At 59.9% G+C, this 23,451-nt stretch carries 24 protein-coding genes; 8 read left to right on the top strand and 16 right to left on the bottom strand.

The annotated features are described in order from the left end of the window. The first annotated feature begins 5 nt into the window (after positions 1 to 5). Both K5R88_RS26715 and K5R88_RS26710 read left to right on the top strand, forming a co-directional pair. On the top strand, positions 6 to 1,205 hold the full coding sequence (locus K5R88_RS26715) for a CaiB/BaiF CoA transferase family protein (protein WP_008042361.1): 1,200 nt from the start codon (positions 6 to 8) through the stop codon (positions 1,203 to 1,205). A gap of 58 nt (positions 1,206 to 1,263) precedes the next feature. Next, positions 1,264 to 2,127 (top strand): TIGR02285 family protein, encoded by an 864-nt coding sequence (locus K5R88_RS26710; RefSeq protein ID WP_008042362.1) that lies wholly within the window; start codon positions 1,264 to 1,266, stop codon positions 2,125 to 2,127. A gap of 171 nt (positions 2,128 to 2,298) precedes the next feature. Here the strand turns inward: K5R88_RS26710 and K5R88_RS26705 are convergent, their stop codons facing one another. From K5R88_RS26705 to xerD, 5 genes are all read right to left on the bottom strand, one after another. After that, the gene (locus K5R88_RS26705; protein ID WP_192228459.1) at positions 2,299 to 2,586 is read right to left on the bottom strand and encodes a DUF3509 domain-containing protein; all 288 of its coding nucleotides are present in this window, start codon (positions 2,584 to 2,586) and stop codon (positions 2,299 to 2,301) included. Positions 2,587 to 3,698: 1,112 nt separating this feature from the next. After that, the gene (gene thrC / locus K5R88_RS26700) at positions 3,699 to 5,108 is read right to left on the bottom strand and encodes a threonine synthase (protein ID WP_008025609.1); all 1,410 of its coding nucleotides are present in this window, start codon (positions 5,106 to 5,108) and stop codon (positions 3,699 to 3,701) included. 66 nt (positions 5,109 to 5,174) lie between these two features. Continuing rightward, a complete protein-coding gene (locus K5R88_RS26695) occupies positions 5,175 to 6,479 on the bottom strand; it encodes a homoserine dehydrogenase (protein ID WP_032828598.1) in 1,305 nt (434 codons plus the stop codon). A gap of 134 nt (positions 6,480 to 6,613) precedes the next feature. Next, positions 6,614 to 7,345, bottom strand: coding sequence for a bifunctional protein-disulfide isomerase/oxidoreductase DsbC (dsbC, locus tag K5R88_RS26690; RefSeq protein ID WP_192228458.1), 732 nt, complete (start codon positions 7,343 to 7,345; stop codon positions 6,614 to 6,616). A gap of 273 nt (positions 7,346 to 7,618) precedes the next feature. Continuing rightward, on the bottom strand, positions 7,619 to 8,515 hold the full coding sequence (gene xerD / locus K5R88_RS26685; RefSeq protein WP_008025604.1) for a site-specific tyrosine recombinase XerD: 897 nt from the start codon (positions 8,513 to 8,515) through the stop codon (positions 7,619 to 7,621). A gap of 107 nt (positions 8,516 to 8,622) precedes the next feature. On the opposite strand from xerD, the gene K5R88_RS26680 reads away from it, so the two are divergent. Next, positions 8,623 to 10,431, top strand: a complete 1,809-nt coding sequence (locus tag K5R88_RS26680) for a cation:proton antiporter (protein WP_223453177.1) — start codon at positions 8,623 to 8,625, stop codon at positions 10,429 to 10,431. A 95-nt stretch (positions 10,432 to 10,526) separates the two neighbouring features. Here the strand turns inward: K5R88_RS26680 and K5R88_RS26675 are convergent, their stop codons facing one another. From K5R88_RS26675 to ffh, 6 genes are all read right to left on the bottom strand, one after another. Further along, positions 10,527 to 10,940: an acyl-CoA thioesterase gene (locus K5R88_RS26675; RefSeq protein WP_008025600.1), complete on the bottom strand. Its 414-nt coding sequence runs from the start codon at positions 10,938 to 10,940 to the stop codon at positions 10,527 to 10,529. Positions 10,941 to 11,031: 91 nt separating this feature from the next. Next, positions 11,032 to 11,382, bottom strand: a complete 351-nt coding sequence (rplS, locus tag K5R88_RS26670) for a 50S ribosomal protein L19 (RefSeq protein ID WP_003175895.1) — start codon at positions 11,380 to 11,382, stop codon at positions 11,032 to 11,034. 45 nt (positions 11,383 to 11,427) lie between these two features. Continuing rightward, positions 11,428 to 12,138, bottom strand: coding sequence for a tRNA (guanosine(37)-N1)-methyltransferase TrmD (gene trmD / locus K5R88_RS26665; protein WP_230427586.1), 711 nt, complete (start codon positions 12,136 to 12,138; stop codon positions 11,428 to 11,430). A 44-nt stretch (positions 12,139 to 12,182) separates the two neighbouring features. Next, positions 12,183 to 12,719 (bottom strand): ribosome maturation factor RimM, encoded by a 537-nt coding sequence (rimM, locus tag K5R88_RS26660; RefSeq protein ID WP_008025598.1) that lies wholly within the window; start codon positions 12,717 to 12,719, stop codon positions 12,183 to 12,185. Between the two features lie 5 nt (positions 12,720 to 12,724). Next, positions 12,725 to 12,976 (bottom strand): 30S ribosomal protein S16, encoded by a 252-nt coding sequence (gene rpsP / locus K5R88_RS26655; RefSeq protein WP_007944872.1) that lies wholly within the window; start codon positions 12,974 to 12,976, stop codon positions 12,725 to 12,727. 408 nt (positions 12,977 to 13,384) lie between these two features. After that, positions 13,385 to 14,761: a signal recognition particle protein gene (ffh, locus tag K5R88_RS26650; protein ID WP_223481670.1), complete on the bottom strand. Its 1,377-nt coding sequence runs from the start codon at positions 14,759 to 14,761 to the stop codon at positions 13,385 to 13,387. 195 nt (positions 14,762 to 14,956) lie between these two features. Here ffh and K5R88_RS26645 point away from each other — a divergent pair, with 195 nt between their 5' ends. The 3 genes from K5R88_RS26645 to K5R88_RS26635 all read left to right on the top strand — a co-directional run bounded on the left by K5R88_RS26645 (position 14,957) and on the right by K5R88_RS26635 (position 18,568). Next, positions 14,957 to 15,769 (top strand): cytochrome C assembly family protein, encoded by an 813-nt coding sequence (locus tag K5R88_RS26645; RefSeq protein WP_192420162.1) that lies wholly within the window; start codon positions 14,957 to 14,959, stop codon positions 15,767 to 15,769. Positions 15,770 to 15,781: 12 nt separating this feature from the next. Further along, entirely contained in the window at positions 15,782 to 17,014 is a 1,233-nt protein-coding gene (locus K5R88_RS26640) for an HlyC/CorC family transporter (RefSeq protein WP_223437079.1), read from the top strand. 237 nt (positions 17,015 to 17,251) lie between these two features. Beyond that, on the top strand, positions 17,252 to 18,568 hold the full coding sequence (locus tag K5R88_RS26635; protein WP_223437910.1) for an MFS transporter: 1,317 nt from the start codon (positions 17,252 to 17,254) through the stop codon (positions 18,566 to 18,568). A gap of 113 nt (positions 18,569 to 18,681) precedes the next feature. On the opposite strand, the gene purT is transcribed toward K5R88_RS26635, so the two are convergent. From purT to K5R88_RS26610, 5 genes are all read right to left on the bottom strand, one after another. Then, positions 18,682 to 19,863: a formate-dependent phosphoribosylglycinamide formyltransferase gene (gene purT, locus K5R88_RS26630; protein WP_008042382.1), complete on the bottom strand. Its 1,182-nt coding sequence runs from the start codon at positions 19,861 to 19,863 to the stop codon at positions 18,682 to 18,684. Between the two features lie 100 nt (positions 19,864 to 19,963). After that, a complete protein-coding gene (locus K5R88_RS26625) occupies positions 19,964 to 20,431 on the bottom strand; it encodes a VUT family protein (RefSeq protein WP_008042383.1) in 468 nt (155 codons plus the stop codon). 138 nt (positions 20,432 to 20,569) lie between these two features. Then, entirely contained in the window at positions 20,570 to 20,785 is a 216-nt protein-coding gene (locus tag K5R88_RS26620; protein ID WP_223557012.1) for a DUF1289 domain-containing protein, read from the bottom strand. Beyond that, positions 20,782 to 21,306, bottom strand: coding sequence for a gamma carbonic anhydrase family protein (locus K5R88_RS26615; protein ID WP_008025583.1), 525 nt, complete (start codon positions 21,304 to 21,306; stop codon positions 20,782 to 20,784). Before K5R88_RS26615 ends, K5R88_RS26620 begins: the two co-directional genes overlap by 4 nt. 54 nt (positions 21,307 to 21,360) lie before the next feature. Continuing rightward, positions 21,361 to 21,960 carry a CoA pyrophosphatase gene (locus tag K5R88_RS26610; protein ID WP_008025581.1) on the bottom strand — a complete coding sequence of 200 codons (600 nt, stop codon included), beginning with the start codon at positions 21,958 to 21,960 and terminating at the stop codon, positions 21,361 to 21,363. A gap of 147 nt (positions 21,961 to 22,107) precedes the next feature. On the opposite strand from K5R88_RS26610, the gene K5R88_RS26605 reads away from it, so the two are divergent. Together K5R88_RS26605 and K5R88_RS26600 are read left to right on the top strand one after the other, a co-directional pair. Further along, positions 22,108 to 22,659: an NUDIX hydrolase gene (locus K5R88_RS26605; RefSeq protein ID WP_008042386.1), complete on the top strand. Its 552-nt coding sequence runs from the start codon at positions 22,108 to 22,110 to the stop codon at positions 22,657 to 22,659. 51 nt (positions 22,660 to 22,710) lie between these two features. Further along, positions 22,711 to 23,214, top strand: a complete 504-nt coding sequence (locus K5R88_RS26600; RefSeq protein ID WP_008025576.1) for a L,D-transpeptidase family protein — start codon at positions 22,711 to 22,713, stop codon at positions 23,212 to 23,214. Positions 23,215 to 23,451 lie beyond the last annotated feature (237 nt).

Here is a 23,451-nt window from a genome sequence, read left to right as displayed (position 1 = left end):
CCAGCATGCCGTTCACTGCCAAACCCCTCTCAGGTCTGAAAGTCATCGAATTGGGCACGTTGATCGCCGGGCCGTTTGCCTCGCGCATTTGCGGCGAATTCGGTGCCGACGTCATCAAGATCGAATCCCCCGACGGTGGTGATCCGTTGCGCAAATGGCGCAAGTTGTATGAAGGCACGTCGCTGTGGTGGTTCGTTCAGGCACGCAACAAGAAGTCCCTGACCTTGAACCTGAAACACCCGGACGGCCTGGCAATCCTGAAAAAGCTGCTCAGTGAAGCGGACATCCTCATCGAGAATTTTCGCCCCGGCGTGCTGGAAAAACTCGGTCTGGGTTGGGACGTCTTGCACGCACTGAATCCAAAACTGGTGATGGTGCGCCTTTCGGGTTTCGGCCAGACCGGGCCGATGAAGGATCAACCAGGTTTTGGTGCGGTCGGTGAATCCATGGGCGGCCTGCGCTACATCACCGGGTTTGAGGACCGACCGCCGGTACGCACCGGGATTTCCATCGGCGACTCGATTGCGGCGCTCTGGGGCGTGATCGGTGCGCTGATGGCTTTGCGTCATCGCGAGGTCAATGGAGGCCTGGGCCAAGTGGTGGATGTGGCGCTGTACGAAGCGATCTTCGCCATGATGGAAAGCATGGTCCCGGAGTTCGACGTGTTCGGCTTCATTCGCGAACGCACCGGCAACATCATGCCCGGCATCACGCCCTCCTCGATCCACACCAGCGCTGACGGCAAACATGTGCAGATCGGCGCCAATGGCGATGCGATTTTCAAACGATTCATGCTGATCATCGGCCGTGAAGACCTGGCCAACGACCCGGCGCTGGCCAGCAATGACGGGCGTGACAGCCGTCGCGACGAGATTTATGGGGTGATTGATCGCTGGGTCAATGCGCTGCCGCTGGACACCGTCATCGAGCAGTTGAATCAGGCTGATGTCCCCGCCAGCCGGATCTTCAGCGCCGAAGACATGTTCAGTGATCCGCAGTACCTGGCTCGGGAAATGTTCCTGAAGGCTAAGCTGCCGGACGGCAAAGATTTCAAGATGCCGGGAATTGTGCCGAAACTCTCAGAGACACCCGGCAGTTCGCAATGGGTCGGGCCGCAGTTGGGCGAACACAATGCGCAGGTACTCAACGATCTTGGCTACGACAAGGAACAGATCGCAAAGCTGCGTGAAGACGGGGCCATCTAAGCTGAAACGCCTGCTTTCGCTGCTCATCACAGACTGCCTGTCGCACGGCAGGAGGGTGATGTGCGCGCTCGCGGCGACAGCCTTGCTCATCGGTCCGACCTCGTCGGCGATGGCGCAGCCCAAGGAAACCATGATCTGGCTGTTGCGGGATCTGCCACCGCTGACGATTTTCGAAGGACCGAAAAAGGGCCTGGGCGTCATCGACCAACTGTTGCCGCTGTTGATCGCCGGCATGCCGCAATACGAACACACCTTGATGCGAGTCAACCGTGCTCGCGCCTTGCAAATGCTCCACGAGCCGTCCCTTACCTGCGATGCGGCGCTGAACCGGAGCAAGGAACGCGAACGCTGGATCGCGTTTTCCATTCCGGTGTTTCGGGCCATGAGTAACGGCGTGGCCGTAAGGCGCGTTGACCGTGAGACGCTTGCCCCCTTCATCCAGGACGGTGAACTGGACCTGGCGGCCTTCCTGGCGAGCGGCGGCGAGAAATTGGGCATTATCGCCGAGCGTAACTACGGTGATTACCTCGACGCGCTGCTCAAACAGGCACCACCTGACTCGCTGACCCCGCACTACGGCAACGACGCCTTGGGCAGCCTGTTGCAGATGCAACGCCTGGGGCGCTTGCGGCTGCTGTTGGGCTACCGCCCGGAAATCCGCTATCAGGCCCAACAGCAAGGGATCGCCGAGGATGAATTGCAGTTCTACCCGATTCGCGGCGCCGAGAAATTCTTGTCCGGTTACATCGGCTGCACCGACACGCCCAAAGGCCGGCAGGCGATTGTCGAGATCAATCAATTGCTGCGCAAAATGCCCCACGATCGCTTGAGCGAGGCGTACGCCGCGTGGCTCGACCCGGAAAGTCGCGATGCCTATCTGGAAGAATCCAGGAAGTATTTCGAGCAACAGGCGCTGGAATGACAAATCGCGGGCAAAAAGAAACCCCGAGAAGTGGGGAGACATCTCGGGGTTAAACGTGGTCTAAAAAAAGACCAGTGGCAGCACGACTACAAGCACCGGAGCACAATGCTTGATCCTGCTGTTACATGCTCTGACTTACCTTGGCCCGGGAAGGTTCCCACAAAAGACAATTCAATTACGGCTGGCCACGACCTTGTCCTGTGCAGCATTGCGCAATGCCGCGATAACGCAGGGTTCCAGGCGTCCTTCGGCAATCATCAGATCGCGATGCAAGCCGTCGACCACATCCGTGAGCAGACGTTTGTCGGTCAGTTGGGCCTGATTGAACTCCCGCTCGACCACGATGGCGCCGGTCGTGCCCTTCAGTGTCACCAGGCATTCGCCGTGAGCGCCCGAGGGGGTCAACGTTACCTGGTACGGGCTCAGAGCCTCACCGAGCAATAGATTGATACTTTCCATCTCGATCACCACTCAATAGTCCGAAAACAAAGTGCCTGGGGCGTGTTCACATTAAGTGACCATTGGCCCGAGAAGAAAGTTCTGGATTCCAGGTGCAGGCGCGTCGGCGTCTCTGGTGGGTAGAGCATGCATGGGGTAGATGACAGGTTTGTGTATGGCCTGGGTTTTGGTGGTGGATTGGGATTGGGATTGGGTGAATATCCGGTTCTTCGGTGAGGGCGGCTATTGGTTTCGCCCTTACGGCGAGTCACTTGGAAGAGCCCCAAGTAACCAAGGGCTCTTGCCCCTTTCGTTCGGTGCCTCGCTGTGGCTCGGCATACCCTCGCTCCGGTCCTGCTCCGTGGGCCCGCCGCCATCGGCCATCCCTGGCCGGGGGCGGCTAACCCGGCATCCATGCCGGGTTGCCCACTGCGCAGAACCTCCACTCGGCCTCTCGAGGGGGCGTGTACCTCAAGATCAAAAGCGGAAGGCGAGCTAACGCTCGGCCTGATGAGTGGTGAGAAGCAAAAGCGTACGCGATTTCCTGTAGGAGCCGGCTTGCCGGCGAAAAGCGTTTGGACGACGCGTTGATTCAGACAGCCCGCGTTATCGTTGACGCCCATCGCCAGCAAGCTGGCTCCTACAATTTCGAACTGTGTGAACCCAATCCCTGTAGGAGCCGGCTTGCTGGCGATAGCGTCCGTTCAGTCAATAAATGCGTCGACTGACCCACCGCTATCGCCAGCAAGCCGGCTCCTACAGGGGAGCGGTGTACATGTCCGGAATGAGTGAGTGCAGCAGAGAAAGATAATGCGGTCGACCAAAGAGCCAGGTCGGCTTTCAGGCCGCCTCGGCGGCTGTGGCGGTAGTCGCCCCCTCGAGAGGCCGAGTGGAGGTTCTGCGCAGTGGGCACCGCGGCAGGGATGCCGCGGTAGCCGCCCCCGGCCATGGATGGCCGATGGCGGCGGGCCCACGGAGCAGGACCGGAGCGAGGGCATGCCGAGCATTAGCGAGGCACCGAACGAAAGGGGCAAAAGCGCTTTGGTTACTTTCGCGCTTTTCGAAAGTGACTCGCTGTAAGAGCGAAACCAATAGTGGCCGTTACCGCAGCAACGGATATGCCCCCCAACCGATTACAACGGCTTCCCACGATTCCCATGCTGACTGACAAACGCCTGTACAGCCTTAAGGTCATTCGGCAACACCGTGCAACGCTCATCCCGCTCAAACAGATCGGCAAGGTGAACAGGCAACTCCAGCGCTTTACCCACACCCGCCTTCTCAACCGCATCCGGGAATTTAACCGGATGGGCAGTCCCGAGAATAACCATAGGAATATCCAGACTACGACGGCATTCACGCGCAGCCTTCACACCGATAGCCGTATGCGGATCCAGCAACTCACCCGTCTGCTCGTAAACCTCAGCAATCGTTTCGCAGGTTTGCGCATCATCCACAGCCAGCGAATCGAACAGCTTGCGCGCTTCGGTCCAACGCTCCTGTTCAACGCTGAAACCGCCGCCCTGCTTGAACGAATCCATCAACCCGGCAATCGCCGCGCCGTTGCGACCGTGCAGGTCGAACAGCAGACGCTCGAAGTTCGACGACACCATGATGTCCATCGACGGCGACAGCGTGGCGTGCAGGGTTTCCTTGACGTACTGATTGCCGCTCATGAAGCGGTGCAGGATGTCGTTGCGGTTGGTGGCGACGATCAACTGATTGATCGGCAGGCCCATGTTGCGCGCCAGGTAACCGGCGAAGATGTCGCCGAAGTTACCGGTCGGCACCGAGAACGACACCGAACGCGCCGGGCCGCCCAGTTGCAGGGCTGCGTGGAAGTAGTAGACGATCTGGGCCATGATCCGCGCCCAGTTGATCGAGTTCACCGCCACCAGACGCGTGCCCTTGAGGAAGCTTTGGTCGGCGAAGCTCGCCTTGACCATTTCCTGGCAGTCATCGAAGTTGCCTTCGATAGCGATGTTGTGGATGTTCTCGCCGAAGATCGTGGTCATCTGCCGACGCTGCACTTCAGACACGCGGTTGTGCGGGTGCAGGATGAAGATGTCGACGTTTTCGCAGTGTTTGCAGCCTTCGATGGCGGCCGAACCGGTATCACCGGAAGTGGCGCCGACGATCACCACGCGCTCACCGCGTTTTTCCAGCACGTAATCGAGCAGGCGACCGAGCAGTTGCAGGGCGAAGTCCTTGAACGCCAGGGTCGGGCCGTGGAACAGCTCCAGCACCCACTCATTGCCGTTCAGTTGACGCAACGGTGCCACGGCGTTGTGCGAGAACACGCCGTAGGTTTCTTCAAGAATCTTTTTGAAATCGGCATCAGGAATGCTGCCGGTAACGAACGGGCGCATCACCCGGAATGCCAGCTCGTGATATGGCAGGCCGGCCCAGGAAGCGATTTCTTCCTGGGTGAAACGTGGCAGGTTTTCCGGGACGTACAGACCGCCGTCAGTGGCCAGACCGGCCAGCAGGACGTCTTCGAAATTCAGGGCCGGTGCCTGGCCGCGGGTGCTGATATAACGCATGACTGACTCCAATGGACAGTGTTCGCAAACCCGGGCCCGCACGCAGGCCCGGTGAACGATAACGGCTTAGTTCAGGTGCTCGACGCGGATCCGTACGACCGGACCGACCACGCCCGTGAGGGCTTCGAGGGCGGCAATCGCGTCGTTCATGTGCTGTTCCAGCACACGGTGGGTCAGCAGGATCATCGGCACCAGGCCGTCATGCTCTTCGACTTCTTTCTGCATGATCGATTCGATGTTGATGCCGCGCTCCGACAGGATGCTCGCAACCTGAGCCAGCACGCCCGGATGGTCCTTGGCCTGAATGCGCAGGTAGTAGGCGCTTTCGCAGGCTTCGATCGGCAGGATCGGATGAGCCGACAGCGAATCCGGCTGGAAGGCCAGGTGCGGCACGCGGTTTTCCGGATCGGAAGTCATGGCGCGAACCACATCTACCAGGTCGGCGATCACCGACGAAGCGGTCGGCTCCATGCCGGCACCGGCACCGTAGAACAGGGTCGAACCGGCAGCGTCACCGTTGACCATCACCGCGTTCATCACGCCGTTGACGTTGGCGATCAGGCGATCGGCCGGGATCAGCGTCGGGTGCACGCGCAACTCGATGCCAGCCGCCGTGCTGCGAGCGACGCCCAGGTGCTTGATGCGATAGCCCAGCGCTTCGGCGTAGTTCACGTCAGCCGTGGTCAGCTTGGTGATGCCTTCGGTGTAGGCCTTGTCGAATTGCAGCGGAATGCCGAACGCGATGGAGGCCAGGATCGTCAGCTTGTGGGCCGCGTCGATGCCTTCAACGTCGAAGGTCGGATCGGCTTCGGCGTAACCCAGGGCCTGCGCCTCGGCGAGTACGTCTTCGAAGGTGCGACCCTTCTCGCGCATCTCGGTGAGGATGAAGTTGCCGGTGCCGTTGATGATGCCGGCGACCCAGTTAATCCGGTTGGCGGACAGGCCTTCACGGATCGCCTTGATCACCGGAATGCCACCGGCCACGGCCGCTTCGAACGCAACGATCACGCCCTTCTCGCGAGCCTTGGCGAAAATTTCATTGCCGTGAACGGCGATAAGCGCCTTGTTCGCGGTGACCACATGCTTGCCATTCTCGATGGCCTTGAGTACCAGCTCGCGGGCAACGGTGTAGCCGCCCATCAGCTCTATAACGATGTCGATCTCAGGGTTCGTGGCCACTTCGAAGACATCGTTGGTAATCGCAATACCGGTCGTTTGGAACTGAGGCTTTGGCGTGCGAATGGCAATTTGTGCCACTTCGATTCCACGCCCGGCACGACGAGCAATTTCCTCGGCGTTGCGCTGAAGTACGTTGAAGGTACCGCCACCGACGGTCCCTAACCCACAGATGCCTACTTTGACCGGTTTCACTGTGAACTCCCCATAAAACGGCCGACTCAAGGCCGGCCGTGAAAACAGCCGCATGCTCGCGGCTCTCTATTAATGGCCCGGCAAATGTTGCCGCCGGACCATGATCGTCAAAGGCTGGCCGTGACGATGCGAATTTACTTCGCGCCCAGCGCCAGTTTGGCGACTTGTGGCGCAGGCTGGTAGCCCGGAATGACCTGACCGTCGGCCAAAACGATGGCCGGTGTGCCGTTCACGCCAATCGACTGACCGAGGGCGAACTGTTTGGAAACCGGGTTATCGCACTTGGCGGCCTTGATTTCCTTGCCGTCGACCATTTTGTCCATGGCCGCTTTCTTGTCTTTCGAGCACCAGACCGCTTGCAGCTGTTCGTCACCCGGCGAGCCCAGGCCCTGGCGTGGGAACGCGACGTAGCGCACTTCGATGCCGCGCTTGTTCAGCTCAGGCACTTCGGCATGCAGTTTGTGGCAGTACGGGCAGGTGGTGTCGGTAAACACGGTGATGTGCGATTTGGTTTCGCCGATGGCCGGGTAGACCACGGTTTCCGCAACAGGAATGGCGTTGACCAGCTTGGAAATGCCCAGGCGTTCGGCTTTTTCGGTCAGGTTGACCGGCTTGCCGTCCTTGAGCTGAAACATGTAGCCCTGAACCACGTATTGGCCGTCGGCACTGGCATACAGCACGCGGCTGCCCTGCAGTTTGACTTCATACAGGCCCGGCAGCGGACTGGCGGAAATGCTTTCTACCGGCACTTCGAGCTGGAGGGTTTCCAGGCTCTTACGAATGGCTTTGTCGGCCGCGTCATCGGCGACGGCAAGGGTGCTGACCAACGCAATGGCTGCGGCGGCGAAAATCTGGGTCAGACGCATGAGAACTCCTGAAGGCGGACAAATGGGACGACCAGAACGCCCGTGCCGAAACACCGGGTCATAACCGCCCATCGTACAAACCGACAAAGCCTACCACATAAGGGCTGTGTGGCCGAATGTGGGGTGACAAGACAACACCGCGATCCCTGTAGGAGCGAAGCTTGCTCGCGAAGGAGGTCAGGACAACACGTTCATCCAGACAGCACGCGTTATCGTTGACGTTCTTCGCGAGCAAGCTTCGCTCCTACAGGGATCGCGCAGCAGGGAATGTGATCATCCGCGCGGGTGGTGTTTGGCGTGCAGGTCCTGCAAGCGTGCCCGGGCGACATGGGTGTAGATCTGAGTGGTCGACAGGTCGCTATGGCCGAGCAGCATCTGCACCACTCGCAAATCCGCGCCGTGGTTGAGCAGGTGCGTGGCGAAGGCATGGCGCAAAGTGTGCGGCGACAGCGATTTGCCGATCCCGGCGACCTTGGCCTGATGCTTGATACGGTGCCAGAAGGTCTGGCGCGTCATCTGCTCGCCACGCTGACTGGGGAACAGTACATCACTGGGACGCCCGCCGAGCAGCTCGCCACGGGCGTCGCGCATGTAACGCTCGACCCAGACAATCGCCTCCTCGCCCATCGGCACCAGCCGCTCCTTGCTGCCCTTGCCCATCACCCGCAGCACGCCCTGGCGCAGGTTGACCTGCTCCAGCGTCAGGCTGATCAGTTCCGTCACCCGCAAACCGCAGGCGTACAGCACTTCGAGCATGGCGCGGTCACGCTGGCCGATCGCTTCACTCAGATCCGGCGCCTTCAGCAGTGCTTCCACATCGGCTTCCGACAAGGATTTTGGCAACGGCCTACCGAGTTGAGGCATATCAACGCGTAACGTCGGATCGACCGCGATCAACTTTTCCCGCAACAGATAGCGATAAAAGCCACGCACACCCGAGAGAAATCGCGCAGTGGAACGGGGTTTGTAGTTCTGTTCCAGACGCCAGGCCAGGTGATCGAGAATCAACTCCCGACCGGCGTTGATCAACTCCAGCCCCTTCTCCTGCAGCCAGCCATTGAACAAGGCCAGGTCACTGCGATAGGCATCGCGAGTGTTGTCGGAAAGGCCTTTCTCCAGCCATAACGCGTCGAGGAATTGGTCTATCAGTGGATGATCGATGGCAGGCATGGGCACTCGAAACATGCAGTCTTGAGACTGCGCGCGAAAAAAAGGTGAACAGTAAAAACCACCGCTAGTCTTTCATAGCCCGCTACTTCAAGGAACAGGAAGACTCAATGAACGAGCAACAGATTCTGTTGGCTTTTGGCGGTATTGGTGCGGCGGCACTGGGGTGTCAGTGGCTGGCGTGGCGACTGAAATTGCCGGCGATCCTGTTTCTGTTGCTGAGCGGGATTCTGGTCGGTCCGATCCTGGGCTGGCTCGACCCACAGGAAATGTTCGGCCCACTTTTAATGCCACTGGTGTCGCTGGCGGTGGCGCTGATTCTGTTTGAAGGCAGCCTGACGCTGCACCTCTCGGAGTGGCGCGAAATCGGCAGCGTCGTACGCCGGCTGGTGACGATTGGCGCGATCTCGACCTGGGTGGTCATTGCTGTCGCCACGCATTGGCTGCTGGGTTTCGACTGGTCGCTCGCGATACTGTTCGGCAGCCTGACGCTGGTCACCGGGCCCACGGTCATCGTACCGATGCTGCGCGTGGTACGCCCCAAAGCCTCGATTGCCAACATCCTGCGCTGGGAAGGCATCGTCATCGACCCGATCGGCGCCCTCCTCGCCGTGGTGGTCTACAGCTTCATCATCGCCCGTACGTCAGATGACGGCTTGAGCCAAAGCCTGCTGACCTTCGGCGGAGTGATTCTGTGCGGCACCGCATTCGGGATTGCCGGCGGCTGGGTGCTCGGCACGATCATTCGGCGCCAATGGTTGCCGGAATACCTGCACAACCTGGCGGCGTTGGCGGCGGTACTGGGGATTTTCATTACCGCCAATCAAGTCATGCACGAATCCGGTTTGCTGGCCGTGACCTTGATGGGGATCTGGCTGGCCAACATGAAGGACGTGGATGTGCGGGACATCTTGCACTTCAAGGAGAACCTCAGCGTGCTGCTGATCTCCGGGCTGTTCATTTTGCTGGCGGCGCGACTCGATCTGAACGCCTTGATCGGCCTCGGGCCGCTGGTGCTGATTCTGCTGCTGATCATTCAGTTCATTGCACGGCCATTGAACGTGATGCTTTCCACGGCGGGCTCGAGTTTGAGCTGGCGCGAGCGGGCGCTGCTGTCGTGGATCGCACCTCGCGGAATCGTGGCGGCGGCGGTTTCGGCGATTTTCGCCGTTCGCCTGAATGAGGCCGGACTCGAAGGCGCGTTGCTGCTGGTGCCGCTGACGTTTGCGGTGATCATCGGCACGGTGGTGCTGCAAAGTGCCACGGCCCGGCCATTGGCGCGCTTGCTGAAAGTCGCCGAACCGGCGCCCAGCGGCTTTCTGATCGTCGGCGCCAACGCCCCGGCACGTACCTTGGGCAAAGCCCTGCAACAGCTGGGCTGTCGAGTGCTGCTGACGGATTCGAGCTGGGAGAATATTCGCGCGGCGCGCATGGACGGTTTGCCGACGTACTTTGGTAACCCGGCGTCGCAGCATGCCGATGCTCATCTGGATCTGGTCGGGCTTGGGCATTTGCTGACATTGTCGCCGTCCGGCGAATTGAATGCGTTGGCGTCGATGCGTTTTCGACACGATTTCGGCCATCAGCGACTGTTTGGTCTCGCCAGTGGTCAGGAAAGCCATCGCACTGACAAGCACCGCGCCAGCCATGAACATCGCGGGCGTTTGCTGGGCAATGAGGAACTGACCTACAACAAACTGGCTAATCTGCTGCACCAGGGGGCCGAGCTGTACAGCACAACTCTGACGGAGGGGTTCGGCTGGGAGGATTACAGGACGCTGCATGGGGAACGCGCGACATTGCTGTTCGCTCGCGATGACAGCGGATGGGTGCATGTGGCGACGCCGGACAGTGCGTTGAAGCCTTCGGCGGGGTGGACTCTGCTGGCGTTGATTCAACCGCAGGTCGGCGGCGCTTGATAGATCGATTCGCGGGCAAGCCACGCTCCTACAAGGGTCTACTTAATACCTGTAGGAGCGAGGCTTGCCCGCGAAGGCCGCACCTCGGTCCCGCGTCAGGCGGCAAACCCAGGCAACACCGGCACCGGCCGCTTGTCTTCATCAATCGCCACAAAACTGAACTGCCCATGAATCGCCTTCTCGCGACCATCACAGCTCATGCTTTCAACAAACACTTCAACCTCAACCTTGAGGCTGGTGTTGCCGACCTTGATCACCCGCCCAACCAGTTCAACGATGGAGCCGGCAGGGATTGCATGATTGAAGTCGATACGGTCCGTGGAAACGGTCACCAACGGTAGCCGGCAAAAGCGGGTGGCGGTGATGAATGACACTTCATCCATCCAGGCCAGCGCAGTGCCGCCGAACAGGGTGTTGTGGTGGTTGGTGGTCGACGGGAAAACCGCCTTGGTCACGCGGCTCACCGAGAGTTCGGTGCGGCGTTCGATTTCTTGCTCACGAGCGGTCATGGGTCTACAGCCTGAAACGAAATTCCGGGTTAAATGGCGGGCAACAAAAAAGCAGCCCGTAGGCTGCTTTTTTCTGCATCGGAAGCTGGACTTAAGCCAGTTTTTCCTTGATGCGAGCTGCTTTACCGGACAGGTCACGCAGGTAGTACAGCTTGGCTTTACGTACGTCACCGCGACGTTTAACGGCCATGCTGTCGATTTGCGGGCTGTAGGTCTGGAAAGTACGCTCTACGCCAACACCGTTGGAGATTTTACGAACGGTGAAAGCACTGTTTACGCCGCGGTTACGCTTGGCGATAACAACACCTTCGAACGCTTGCAGACGCGAACGGTCGCCTTCCTTCACTTTCACCTGAACGACAATGGTGTCGCCCGGGGCAAAGGTAGGGATCTCTTTGGTCATCTGCTCTGCTTCGAGTGCAAGGATGATTTTGTTAGTCATGCTGTGCTCCTAAGGTAAATCAACGGACTTACCATCGATACGTTGTTAACTATCGTCCCGCTCGCGGATGTATTCCTCGAGCAGCTTCTTCTCTTCTCCAGAAAGCGAGCGGCTTTCCAGAAGATCGGCGCGTCGTTCAAAGGTCCTACCAAGGGACTGCTGTAAACGCCAACGCCGGATGTGCGCGTGATTGCCACTTAGCAATACGTCGGGAACACGCTGATCCGCATACACCTCCGGTCGGGTGTAGTGCGGGCAATCCAGCAAACCATCCGTAAAGGAATCTTCCTCGGCGGAGTCCGCATGCCCTAAAGCTCCAGGCAGCAGTCGTGTAACCGCATCGATCAGGACCATCGCCGGCAGCTCGCCGCCAGACAGTACATAGTCGCCAATCGACCACTCTTCATCGACATGAGCATCAATAAAACGCTCGTCAATGCCTTCATAGCGGCCGGCAATCAGGATCAATGCATCCAGATTCGCCAACTCGCGTACCGCCGACTGAGTCAGTTGACGGCCTTGGGGGGACAGGTAAATCACCTTCGCCGCCTCCCCGGCTGCTGCCTTGGCCTGAACCAGAGCATCTTCCAGGGGCTTGATCTTCATCACCATGCCCGGGCCACCGCCAAATGGGCGATCGTCCACAGTGTGATGTCGATCCGTCGTGTAGTCTCGCGGATTCCAACAGGTGAGCTGCAAGAGCCCCTGTTTCACCGCCCGACTGGTGATGCCGTACTCGCTGATGGCGGAGAACATCTCGGGAAACAAACTGATCACTTCTACGCGCAAGTTAGCCACGCTTAGAAGTCCGCGTCCCAATCCACCTTCATCTCGCCTGCGGCAAGGTCGACAGCCAACACGCATTGCTCCGTATAGGGCAACAGGCGTTCGCGATCATCCAGGCTGCCAGCGCAAGGCTTGACCACCATTACATCATTGGCGCCGGTTTCCAGAAGATGATCGATTTTCCCGAGCAATTGCCCAAGGTGATCAATAACCTTCAGACCTTCCAGCTGGTACCAGTAGTACTCGCCGTCGGTCAATTCAGGGAACAGGTTGCGCGGCACGCAGATCTCATAACCGGCCAGAAGACGAGCTTCTTCACGATCATCAAGACCCTTGAGCTTTGCGACCAGGAACTTGTCGCTCCCGCGTCCGCTGACCAGCTCGACCTGTTTCACATTGCCTTCGCGCTTGAGCGTCCAGGTTTTGTACTGCAACAGGTTTTCAGTCGGATCAGTAAAGGAATACACCTTCACTTCGCCGCGAACGCCATGAACAGAATAAATCTTGCCGATAACGATCAAATCATCAGCAATGGCTGGCGTCGCGTTCATATTGCTCAGGCCGCAGCCTTAGCAGCGTCCTTCAACAACTGAGCAACACGCTCAGAAGGTTGTGCACCAACGCTCAGCCAGTAGGCTACGCGCTCTTGGTTCACGGACAGACGGACTTCTTGACCACGAGCAACAGGGTTGAAGAAACCAACCTGTTCCTTGTGCGAACCGTCGCGCGGGTTGCGGCTGTCGGTTACGGTCAAGTGGTAAAACGGGCGCTTTTTGGAGCCGCCAAGGGCAAGACGGATTGTTAGCATGTGAACATCGTTCCTGTAGTCGGTGCTGCAAATCTAAAGGCACAGCGGGCATAGGTGCCCGAAAGGCCGCATATTCTAAGGAATATCCGGACTTTTGCAAATGTCTTTTTCCGGCGGCCTATCGGACGCCATCCAGATTTGCTATAGAGCCGTCGTTGAAAACGGCCAGTCAGCTCCCGCCAAGTGCGGGTTTGCTGGAGATCCCACTTCCGTGTGGGCTGCGCAAGAGCAAGCCCCTGCGCGAATTCTTGTGTCCAGTCTCACCAATAATGCTCATATTTTGGCGAGTGATTGTTGAACTCAGGCAAGGCGCCGCGACGAGTCATAGCTGGCTATGGCGAGGAGCGGCAACGCAGCATGAGGTCAACAGGCACCGCCAAAATTGAGCAGTATTGGTGTGACTGGACACTATATTTTCGGCATGCCGCCGCCGGGCAACATACCGCCCATGCCGCGCATCATTTTGGCCATTCCGCCTTTCGCGGAGAATTTCTTCATCATCTTCTGCATCTGCTTGTGCTGCTTGATCAAGCGACCGATGTCCTGCACCTGGGTGCCGGAACCCATCGCGATCCGGCGTTTGCGCGAACCGCTGATCAGCTCAGGGTCGCGGCGCTCGGCCGGGGTCATGGAATTGATGATGGCTTCCATCTGCTTGAATTGTTTCTCTGCCGCGCCCTGGGCATTGCCCATTTGCGCCAGGTTCACACCGCCGATGTTCGGCAGTTTGTCCATGAGGCCACCGAGGCCGCCCATGTTCTTCATCTGTTGCAGCTGATCGCGGAAGTCTTCGAGGTCGAAGCCCTTGCCCTTCTTCAGCTTCTTGGCCAGCTTGTCGGCCTTGTCCTTGTCGAGTGTCGCTTCGGCCTGTTCGATCAGGCTGAGCACGTCGCCCATGCCGAGGATCCGCGAAGCGATACGCTCCGGGTGGAACGGCTCAAGGGCTTCGGTCTTCTCGCCCATACCGATGAACTTGATCGGCTTGCCGGTGATGGCACGAACGGACAGTGCGGCACCGCCACGGGCGTCACCGTCGACCTTGGTCAGGATCACACCGGTCAGCGGCAGCGCATCGCCGAAGGCCTTGGCCGTGTTGGCGGCATCCTGGCCGGTCATGGCGTCGACCACGAACAGCGTTTCGACCGGGTTGATCGCGGCGTGCAACGCCTTGATCTCGCCCATCATCTCTTCGTCGATGTGCAGTCGACCGGCGGTATCGACGATGACCACATCAATAAACTTAAGCTTTGCTTCTTTTATAGCCGCTTGTGCGATGTCGACCGGCTTCTGGCTCAGGTCGGACGGGAAGAACGTCACGCCGATGTCGTTGGCCAGGGTTTCCAGCTGCTTGATCGCCGCCGGACGGTAAACGTCCGCGGACACCACCATCACCGACTTCTTCTTGCGCTCTTTAAGGAAGCGCGCAAGTTTACCGGCGGTGGTGGTTTTACCGGCGCCCTGCAAACCGGCCATCAATACGACGGCAGGCGGAACGGCGCTCAGGTTCAGGTCTTCGTTGGCCGCGCCCATCAGGCTTTCGAGTTCGGCCTGGACGATCTTCACGAAGGCCTGGCCCGGCGTCAGGCTGCGCGACACCTCGGTGCCGACGGCGCGTTCCTTGACCGAATTGACGAAATCCTTCACCACCGGCAAGGCGACGTCGGCTTCGAGCAACGCCATGCGCACTTCGCGCAGGGTGTCTTTGATGTTGTCCTCGGTCAGTTTGGCCTTGCCGGTGACATGGCGCAGCGTCTGCGAGAGACGGTCGGTTAAGTTTTCAAACATTGCGCGATCCTTTCAGGCCCTGTGTAGACCGGGATAATGGCGGCCCAGACCGGAATCAACATGTGCTCGGCGAGCCTGCGGCGTGGGCAGGTCGCGGATTATAGCGAAGACTGCGACTGGCGGACACCTCGCACTTTCGTGGTGTGTGGGTTCTATGCCAAACTCAGCGCCTTTCGGGCTTGCCTAACAGGATTTATGCTCCCCTTGTCACCCAGTTTGCTGACCACTCTCGCCGCCGCCTGCTTATATGCCGCTGCGACCATCTATCAGGGCTCTCGCCTGGCCACCGGCGCCAAGGCGAACAAACGCCTGCTGGTCACGCTCGGCGTGCTCGCCGTGCTGGCTCACAGCGCCAGCCTGTTCACCCACCTGCTGACACCGATTGGCCTGGGCCTGGACTTTTTCAGCGCCGCCAGCCTGATCGCCGCAGCGGTCATTGCCCTGACGCTGCTGGCCTGCTCGCGGATCCCGGTGGAAAACCTGCTGATATTGCTGTTCCCGCTGGGCGCCGCCACCGTGCTGCTGGCACAGTTCGCCCCGGCCGGCACGGTGCAGATCATCGACGAAGAGCCGGGCATCCTCGCGCATATCCTGTTGTCGATCCTGGCTTACGGCATGTTCACCATCGCGGTGTTCCAGGCCTTGCTGCTGCTGGTTCAGGACCATCAGCTCAAGCACAAGCACCCGTCCGGACTGATCAAGAACTTCCCGCCGCTGCAAACCATGGAAAGCCTGCTGTTCAGTTTCCTGTGGGCCGGCTGGACCTTGCTGTCGTTGTCGCTGATCTCTGGCTGGCTGTTCGTCGACAATCTGTTCGCCCAGCACCTGGTGCACAAAACCTTGCTGGCGTGCCTGGCCTGGATCGTTTTCAGCGTGCTGCTCTGGGGCCGCAACCGCCTCGGCTGGCGCGGACACAAGGCCATTCGCTGGACCCTCGCCGGTTTCTGCCTGTTGATGCTCGCGTATTTCGGCAGCAAGCTGGTCCGTGAATACATCCTGCACATCTGACGGGCGGCATAAATGGACGACTTGCCCATAGGGCCGATGCTCGCCGTAGTGGCCCTGCTGATTTTATGGTCGGGGCTGTTCACCGCCATTGAAGCGGCACACCAGCACTTGCTGGCCCAGCGCACCGCCTCGCGTGCAAGCGACAAACCGGTGGCAAAGCTGAGTTTTCCGCTCAACAGCCTGATTTTCTGCAACACCCTGTGTCGTGCGCTGGTAGTGGTCATCAGCACCTTGCTGGCGATTTTCACCTGGGCTGAAAACGGTCCATGGGCCGCGTGCCTGGGGGCCGGCGCGATTCTGCTGGTGTTTGCCGACTACCTCCCACGCACCCTGGCCGCCCGCTATCCCGACGCGGTTCTCGCGCTGGGCAACACCCTGCTCCGCGCGCCGCTGAAAATCATCTACCCGGCCGCCTGGCTGCTCAATGGCATCAGCCAGTTGCTGATGCGGCCGTTTGCCCGCAAGGCCAAAGTGGTGCAGCAGAGCGAGGACGAGACACCGAAGGATCGTCACGACGACCAACAACCGGTTTGCCGTCCGCACGCGGTGTCCGGCATCCACGCGCTGGATAACATCACGGTCAACGACATTCTGGTGCCGCGCAGCGATGTCGACGGGATCAACCTCGACGACTCCATCGAAGAAATCCTCGAACAGCTTCGGGCCAACCGGCGCACGCGCCTGCCGGTGTTCCACAGTGACATCAACCAGGTCGAGGCGGTGCTCAACACCCGGCAGATTCGCCACCTGCTGCCCGACGGCCAACTCACTCGCGAAGCACTGCTGGCCGCGTGTCACGACCCGTATTTCGTACCGGAAAGCACACCGTTGCAGCTGCAACTGCTGAACTTTCACAAACAGCAGCGGCGCCTGGGCATGGTGGTCGACGAGTATGGCGAAGTGCTCGGCATCGTCACGCTGGAAGACATTCTCGAAGAAATCGTCGGCGAATTCGAAAGCCAGCACAGCCTGGACAACCCGCACATCCATCCGCAGGCTGATGGACGCCTGGTGATCGACGGTGCGGCGTCGATTCGCGACCTGAACAAAAGCCTCGGCTGGCATTTGCCCAGCGATGGCCCGAAAACCCTTAACGGGCTGGTGACCGAAGCGCTGGAGACGATTCCGGACAGCGCGGTGTGCCTGAAGATCGGGCGTTATCGGCTGGAGATTCTGGAGACCGAAGACAACCGCGTGACCCGCGTGTTGATCTGGCATACGGCTGCAACCCCCACAACTGTCTGACACCACCCATTCTTTGTAGGAGCCAGGCTTGCCGGCGAAGGCGGTCTCAAGTACGCCTTCGCCGGCAAGCCTGGCTCCTACAGTACGGTGTTGTCAGACCGTGGCATAATCGAGCCCGCTTACCCAAGCCCCGCCCCACCCCCGTGCTACCCGCACCCCCGCATCAAACCCACATCCCTGGGTGTTCGACCATAATAATTCGCTCCACTGGGGCACATGACTGTCAGGGATTACCGCATGACTACCAGCACGACCTATACCGAAACCACGCCTGCGCAACCGACGAACTCCGCCACCCGCGTGGCGACTGCGAGTTTCATCGGCACCGCCATCGAGTTCTACGACTTCTACGTGTACGCCACTGCCGCCGCGCTGGTGATCGGTCCGGTGTTTTTTCCGCAGACCTCCGGCACAGCCCAGATGCTCTCGGCGTTTCTCACGTTCGGCATCGCGTTCCTCGCCAGGCCGCTGGGCTCGGCACTGTTCGGCCACTTCGGTGACCGCATCGGGCGCAAATCGACCCTGGTTGCCTCTTTGCTGCTGATGGGCGTGTGCACCACGCTGATCGGCGTGCTGCCGGGTTACGACAGCATCGGGGCCTGGGCGCCGATCCTGCTCTGCGTGCTGCGCTTCGGCCAGGGTTTGGGCCTGGGCGGCGAATGGGGCGGCGCGGCATTGCTGGCGACGGAAAACGCGCCCAAGGGCAAGCGCGCCTGGTTCGGCATGTTCCCGCAGCTTGGCCCGTCGATCGGCTTTCTCGCGGCCAACGGGCTGTTTTTGACGCTGGCAATGACACTGGACGACGAACAGTTCCGTTCGTGGGGCTGGCGGATCCCGTTCCTGCTCAGCGCCGCGCTGGTGATGGTCGGCCTGTACGTGCGCCTCAAGCTGCACGAAACCCCGGTGTTCGCCAATGCCATGGCCCGTCAGGAGCGAGTGAAGATCCCGCTGGTCGAGCTGTTCAGCCAGTATTGGGCGCCGATGCTGCTGGGCGCCGGTTCGATGGTGGTGTGCTACGCGCTGTTCTACATCTCGACGGTGTTTTCGCTGAGTTATGGCGTGTCGACGCTGGGCTACACCCGCGAAACCTTCCTCGCGCTGCTGTGTTTTGCGGTGCTGTTCATGGCCGCCGCGACACCGTTGTCGGCCTGGGCCAGTGACCGTTACGGGCGCAAACCGGTGCTGATCATCGGCGGCGTGCTGGCGATTCTGTCCGGGTTCTTGATGGAGCCGCTGCTGACCCAGGGTTCGACCTGGGGCGTGGCGCTGTTCCTGTGCATCGAGTTGTTTCTGATGGGCGTGACGTTTGCACCAATGGGTGCGCTGCTGCCGGAGCTGTTTCCGACACACGTGCGTTATACCGGTGCGTCAGCGGCCTACAACCTGGGCGGCATTGTCGGAGCCTCGGCGGCGCCGTTCTTTGCGCAGAAGCTGGTGGCGATGGGTGGTTTGAGTTATGTCGGCGGATATGTGTCGGGGGCGGCGGTGCTGAGTTTGATTGCGGTGCTGTGCCTGAAAGAGACGCGTCACAACGATTTGAATCGGGTGGCCTGAACCAGAAGCATCGCCAGCAGGCTGGCTCCCACAGGGTTATTGGGTGTACACAAAATCTGTGACCGCCCAATAACCCTGTGGGAGCTAGCCTGCTAGCGATTGCCGCGCCTCGGTTACAGCTCGACTACGACCGCCTGAGAAGCGCGGGTCGCCTTGGCCCGGGCAGCCTCGATCGACTCGTCCCGCGCCAGCGCCACACCCATCCGGCGCTGACCATTCACTTCAGGTTTGCCGAACAGACGCAACGCCGTGTCTGGCTCGCTCAATGCCGCGCCGAGATTGGCGAAAGCCGTCTGGGTCGACTGCCCTTCCACCAGAATTACCGCCGAAGCCGAAGGCGCGAACTGACGGATCAACGGAATCGGCAGCCCCAGAATGGCCCGTGCGTGCAGTGCGAACTGCGACAGGTCCTGAGAAATCAGGGTCACCAGGCCGGTGTCGTGCGGGCGTGGCGAGACTTCGCTGAACCACACCTGATCGCCTTTGATGAACAGTTCGACGCCAAACAGACCACGACCGCCCAAGGCTTCGGTGACCGCTTTGGCCACACGCTCGGATTCCGCCAGGGCAACCGGGCTCATGGCTTGTGGCTGCCAGGATTCCTGGTAGTCGCCCTTCTCCTGACGGTGACCGACCGGAGCGCAGAACGTGGTGCCGCCGACGTGGCGCACAGTCAGCAAGGTGATTTCGTAGTCGAAGTCGATGAAGCCCTCGACGATCACCCGACCTTTACCGGCACGGCCGCCTTCTTGCGCGTAATCCCACGCGGTTTTCACGTCATCGACACTGCGCAGCAGGCTCTGGCCCTTGCCCGACGAACTCATCACCGGCTTGACCACGCACGGGAAGCCCAGGTCCTGAACGGCTTTGCTGTAATCCTCAAAGGTGTCGGCAAAGTGGTACGGCGAGGTCGGCAGGTCCAGCTCTTCAGCGGCCAGGCGACGGATGCCTTCACGGTTCATGGTCAGTTGCGCGGCGCGTGCGGTCGGGATCACGGTGAAGCCTTCGGCTTCCAGTTCGACCAGGGTCGCGGTGGCGATGGCTTCGATTTCCGGCACGATGAAGTGCGGCTTCTCGGCTTCGATCACGGCACGCAGGGCAGCGCCGTCGAGCATGTTGATCACGTGGCTGCGGTGAGCGACTTGCATGGCCGGCGCGTTGGCGTAACGGTCAACGGCAATCACTTCAACGCCCAGGCGTTGCAGCTCGATCACCACTTCCTTGCCCAACTCACCACAGCCACACATCAATACGCGGGTCGCGGTTGGCGACAATGGAGTTCCGATACGGGTCATCTCAGGTCCTCAAAGGAGCGGATCATCGAGGGTCGCTGTGCCTGGCACGCTTCCCATGGGGAGAAAGCGCGGCATTTTACATGAACCTGAGGGTTTGGCTTCAGCCGGCGATGGCCAGTTTACGCAAGCGCCACGCCATGATCAGCCACACGACGGTCACGCCGGCGAACTTCGAGCCCATGGCGGTGAGGATCACGGCCGGGGTGAACGCGTCGATCATGCCGAAGAAGATGAAGGTATCGAGGGGAATGCTCAGGGCCGAACTTATCCACAGGCGGTCGTGCAGCGGGCGTTTGGTGATGCTGAACACCAGCCAGTCAATGCATTCGGAGACCGCGAACGCGGTGGCGCTGGCCAGGGCGATGGACGGATCGGAGGTGACATAGGAGAGCACCAGCGCTGCCAGCATCGCCGCGATGGCACCGTGGCCGAAGCGGGTTTGCACCATGTCGCGCAGGACAAAGACCAAACCGCCCCAGGCGGACCAGATGATGTCCAGGTGCGGCGCGGTGGAAAAGGCGTAGTTGATCAGCACGACGCTGCTGATGTAGGCGATCAGGAAAAGCATGGAGGTACCTGTCAAATTGGCGCACAGGTTACTTCAGAGGTGGCGGTGGTGTCAGCGCTGACGCTTTCGCGAGCAGGCTCGCTCCCACATTTGATCGCATTCCCCTGTGGGAGCGAGCCTGCTCGCGATGGCCGCGCCTCAATTTCCCGGTTTCGCCTCAATCATCCAGATCAACCCGCTGGATTTCGCCCGTTCGTGACACAGTCCCAGGACCGTTCGGCGCTCGTCATTACTCATCCGGCTCCAGCCCGTGATTTCCGCCACGGTGCGCTGGCACCCGGTGCAGATGTCATCGTCGTCCAGCGCACAGATATTCACGCAGGGCGATAGCACCGGGCGTTCGGGCGTGTTCATTCTTCCTGCTCTGCCAGATCGCGGGCATAACGCTGAGAGTTATGCACATAGTGCGCAGCGCTGGCCTCGAGCATTTTCTTCTGCGGCTCGGTCAGCTCGCGCACCACCTTGCCGGGTGAGCCCATGACCAGCGAACCGTCCGGAATCTCCTTGCCTTCGCCGATCAGCGAGTTGGCGCCGATGATGCAGTTCTTGCCGATTTTTGCGCCGTTGAGGATCACTGCATTAATACCGATCAGGCTGTAGTCACCGACGGTGCAGCCGTGGAGCATGGCGTTGTGGCCGATGGTCACGCCGGTGCCGATGGTCAGCGGGTAGCCCATGTCGGTGTGCATCACGGTGCCGTCCTGGACGTTGCTGTTCTTGCCGATCAGGATCAGTTCGTTGTCGCCACGCAACACGGCGTTGAACCAGACGTTGGCGCCCTCTTCCAGTTTGACCTTGCCCACCAGCACGGCGTTGGGGGCAACCCAGCTTTGCGGATGGGTGTCGACGCGGGCGTCGCCCAGGCGGTATTTCATCGTGTTGTCCTCAGGCTCAGGCAGCCGCGGCTTCACGCCATACGAGCGATGGCTTCAGGTGTTGATAAAACTCTTGGGCGGCTGGTGCAGGCTGATTTTGGCGTCATAGAGCAAGTTGATCAACTCGACGATCATGATCGCGGTCAAACCCCAGATCTTGTATTCGCCATAACGATAACTCGGCACGTACCAGCTGCGGCCCTGGTAATCGATGCGATGGGTATGTTCACGCGGGTCCTTGCGGAAGAACTCCAGGGGAACGCTGAACACCGCAGCGATCTCGGCGTCGTTGGCCAGGTACTCGACAAAATCCGGGATCACGCCGACATAAGGCGTGACCTTGATGCCGTGCAGGGAAATCAGCGGGCTCAACGGCCCGATCACTTCGACCAGCCCCGGCGGCAGGCCGATTTCTTCTTCGGCCTCGCGTAGTGCGGTGAAAATCAGGTCCGGGTCTTCCGGGTCGCGGCGTCCGCCGGGGAAGGCCACTTCGCCGCCATGGGTCGAGAGCCCGCTGGCGCGCAGGGTCAGAACCAGTTCCGGTTCATCACTGCGAGTGATGGGCACCAGAACCGCGGCCTCCGGGAAACGCTTGTCGGTTTCCAGTGTGCGTGGGATGTGGTTGCTTACTCGATGCAGTAGCTCGTCCAGCATGAGTCTTCTCGATTTATTCGCTACCTCGCATCATGCACCAATCACATCGACCGCCCAAGCCCCCGAACTGCGGAGTGTCGCTAAACGACAACTTGCCGACAGACACCGCCGCACGCCAAGATAGGCGCAGCATTCAGGAACCCAAGCATGAAATTTTGCAGTCAGTGCGGCAACCCGGTCACCCAGCGCATTCCCGAAGGCGATTCGCGTCTGCGTTTTGTCTGTGACAGCTGTCAGGCGATTCACTACCAGAACCCCAATATCGTCGCCGGCTGCGTGGCGACCTGGGGCTCGAAAGTGTTGCTGTGCCGGCGCGCCATCGAGCCACGGCTCGGTTACTGGACCCTGCCCGCCGGTTTCATGGAAAACGGTGAAACCATCGAGCAGGCAGCCATTCGCGAAACGGCCGAAGAAGCCTGCGCGCGGGTGCGTAACTTGAGCATCTATACGTTGATCGATGTACCGCACATCAGTCAGGTGCATGTGTTCTTTCGCGCAGAGCTGGTGGACCTGGATTTTTCCGCCGGCCCCGAGAGCCTGGAAGTGGCACTTTTCGACGAAGCCGACATCCCGTGGTCCGACCTGGCTTTCCGCACGGTGGGCCGTACCTTAGAATGCTTCTTCGCTGACCGGCGGACCGAGGTCTACCCCGTGAGATCCGAGTCGATCCCGCCGCTTGCTCAGCCTGCCATCACCTAAAAAACATCTATAAATAAAATAGCCGCGACACCTCTTAGGGATATCGTTTCAATGCGCTGGTTGCTTGCCCTGTTTTGCTTGTCGTTCGTCGCTATCTCCCAGGCTTCCGTTGCGGAAACGCTGGACGGCAAAGTCATCGACAAAGTCCTGGTTCTCAAGTCCGCCCACCAATTGCAATTGATCAACGACGGCAAGCCGCTGAAGACCTATCGCATCTCCCTGGGCAAACGCCCCAAGGGGCCGAAACTGATGGAAGGCGACAAACGCACGCCTGAAGGTTTCTATTGGCTGGACTGGCGCAAGGTCAGCGATAAATTCAACCTGGCGATGCACATCTCCTACCCGAACATCAGCGACTCTGCACGCGCCCGGCGCGAAGGCGTCGAGCCCGGCGGCATGATCATGATCCACGGCACGCCGGACACCGAAGAAAACCCTGAAAACCTGTTCCACACCCTGGACTGGACCGACGGCTGCATCGCCATGCGCAACATGGACATGCGCGAGGTATGGGGCCTGGTGCCGGACGGCACGATGATCGAAATCCGCCCGTAACACCGACCTTCGGTCGCCTGTCACAAAATAAATTCTAAAGATCGCAGCCTTTGGCGGCGCCTGCTGGGTTGATACCACTCCCACCCGCAGGCACTGCCAAACGCTGCGTTTTTTGCTTGCAACGCCCTCTCCGCTAATACCACTTAAAACCAACAACCCTGTATGCCATCCGCAAAGGCAGGTTTTCCCGCGCCAACAGCAAAGTGGTCTCATTGACATGGTATTCAAGTGGTATTA

Origin of the sequence: Pseudomonas sp. MM213 (genome assembly GCF_020423045.1) — a bacterium.
Taxonomy (GTDB): Bacteria; Pseudomonadota; Gammaproteobacteria; order Pseudomonadales; family Pseudomonadaceae; genus Aquipseudomonas; species Aquipseudomonas migulae.
This window is presented reverse-complemented; position numbering and strand designations above follow the sequence as displayed.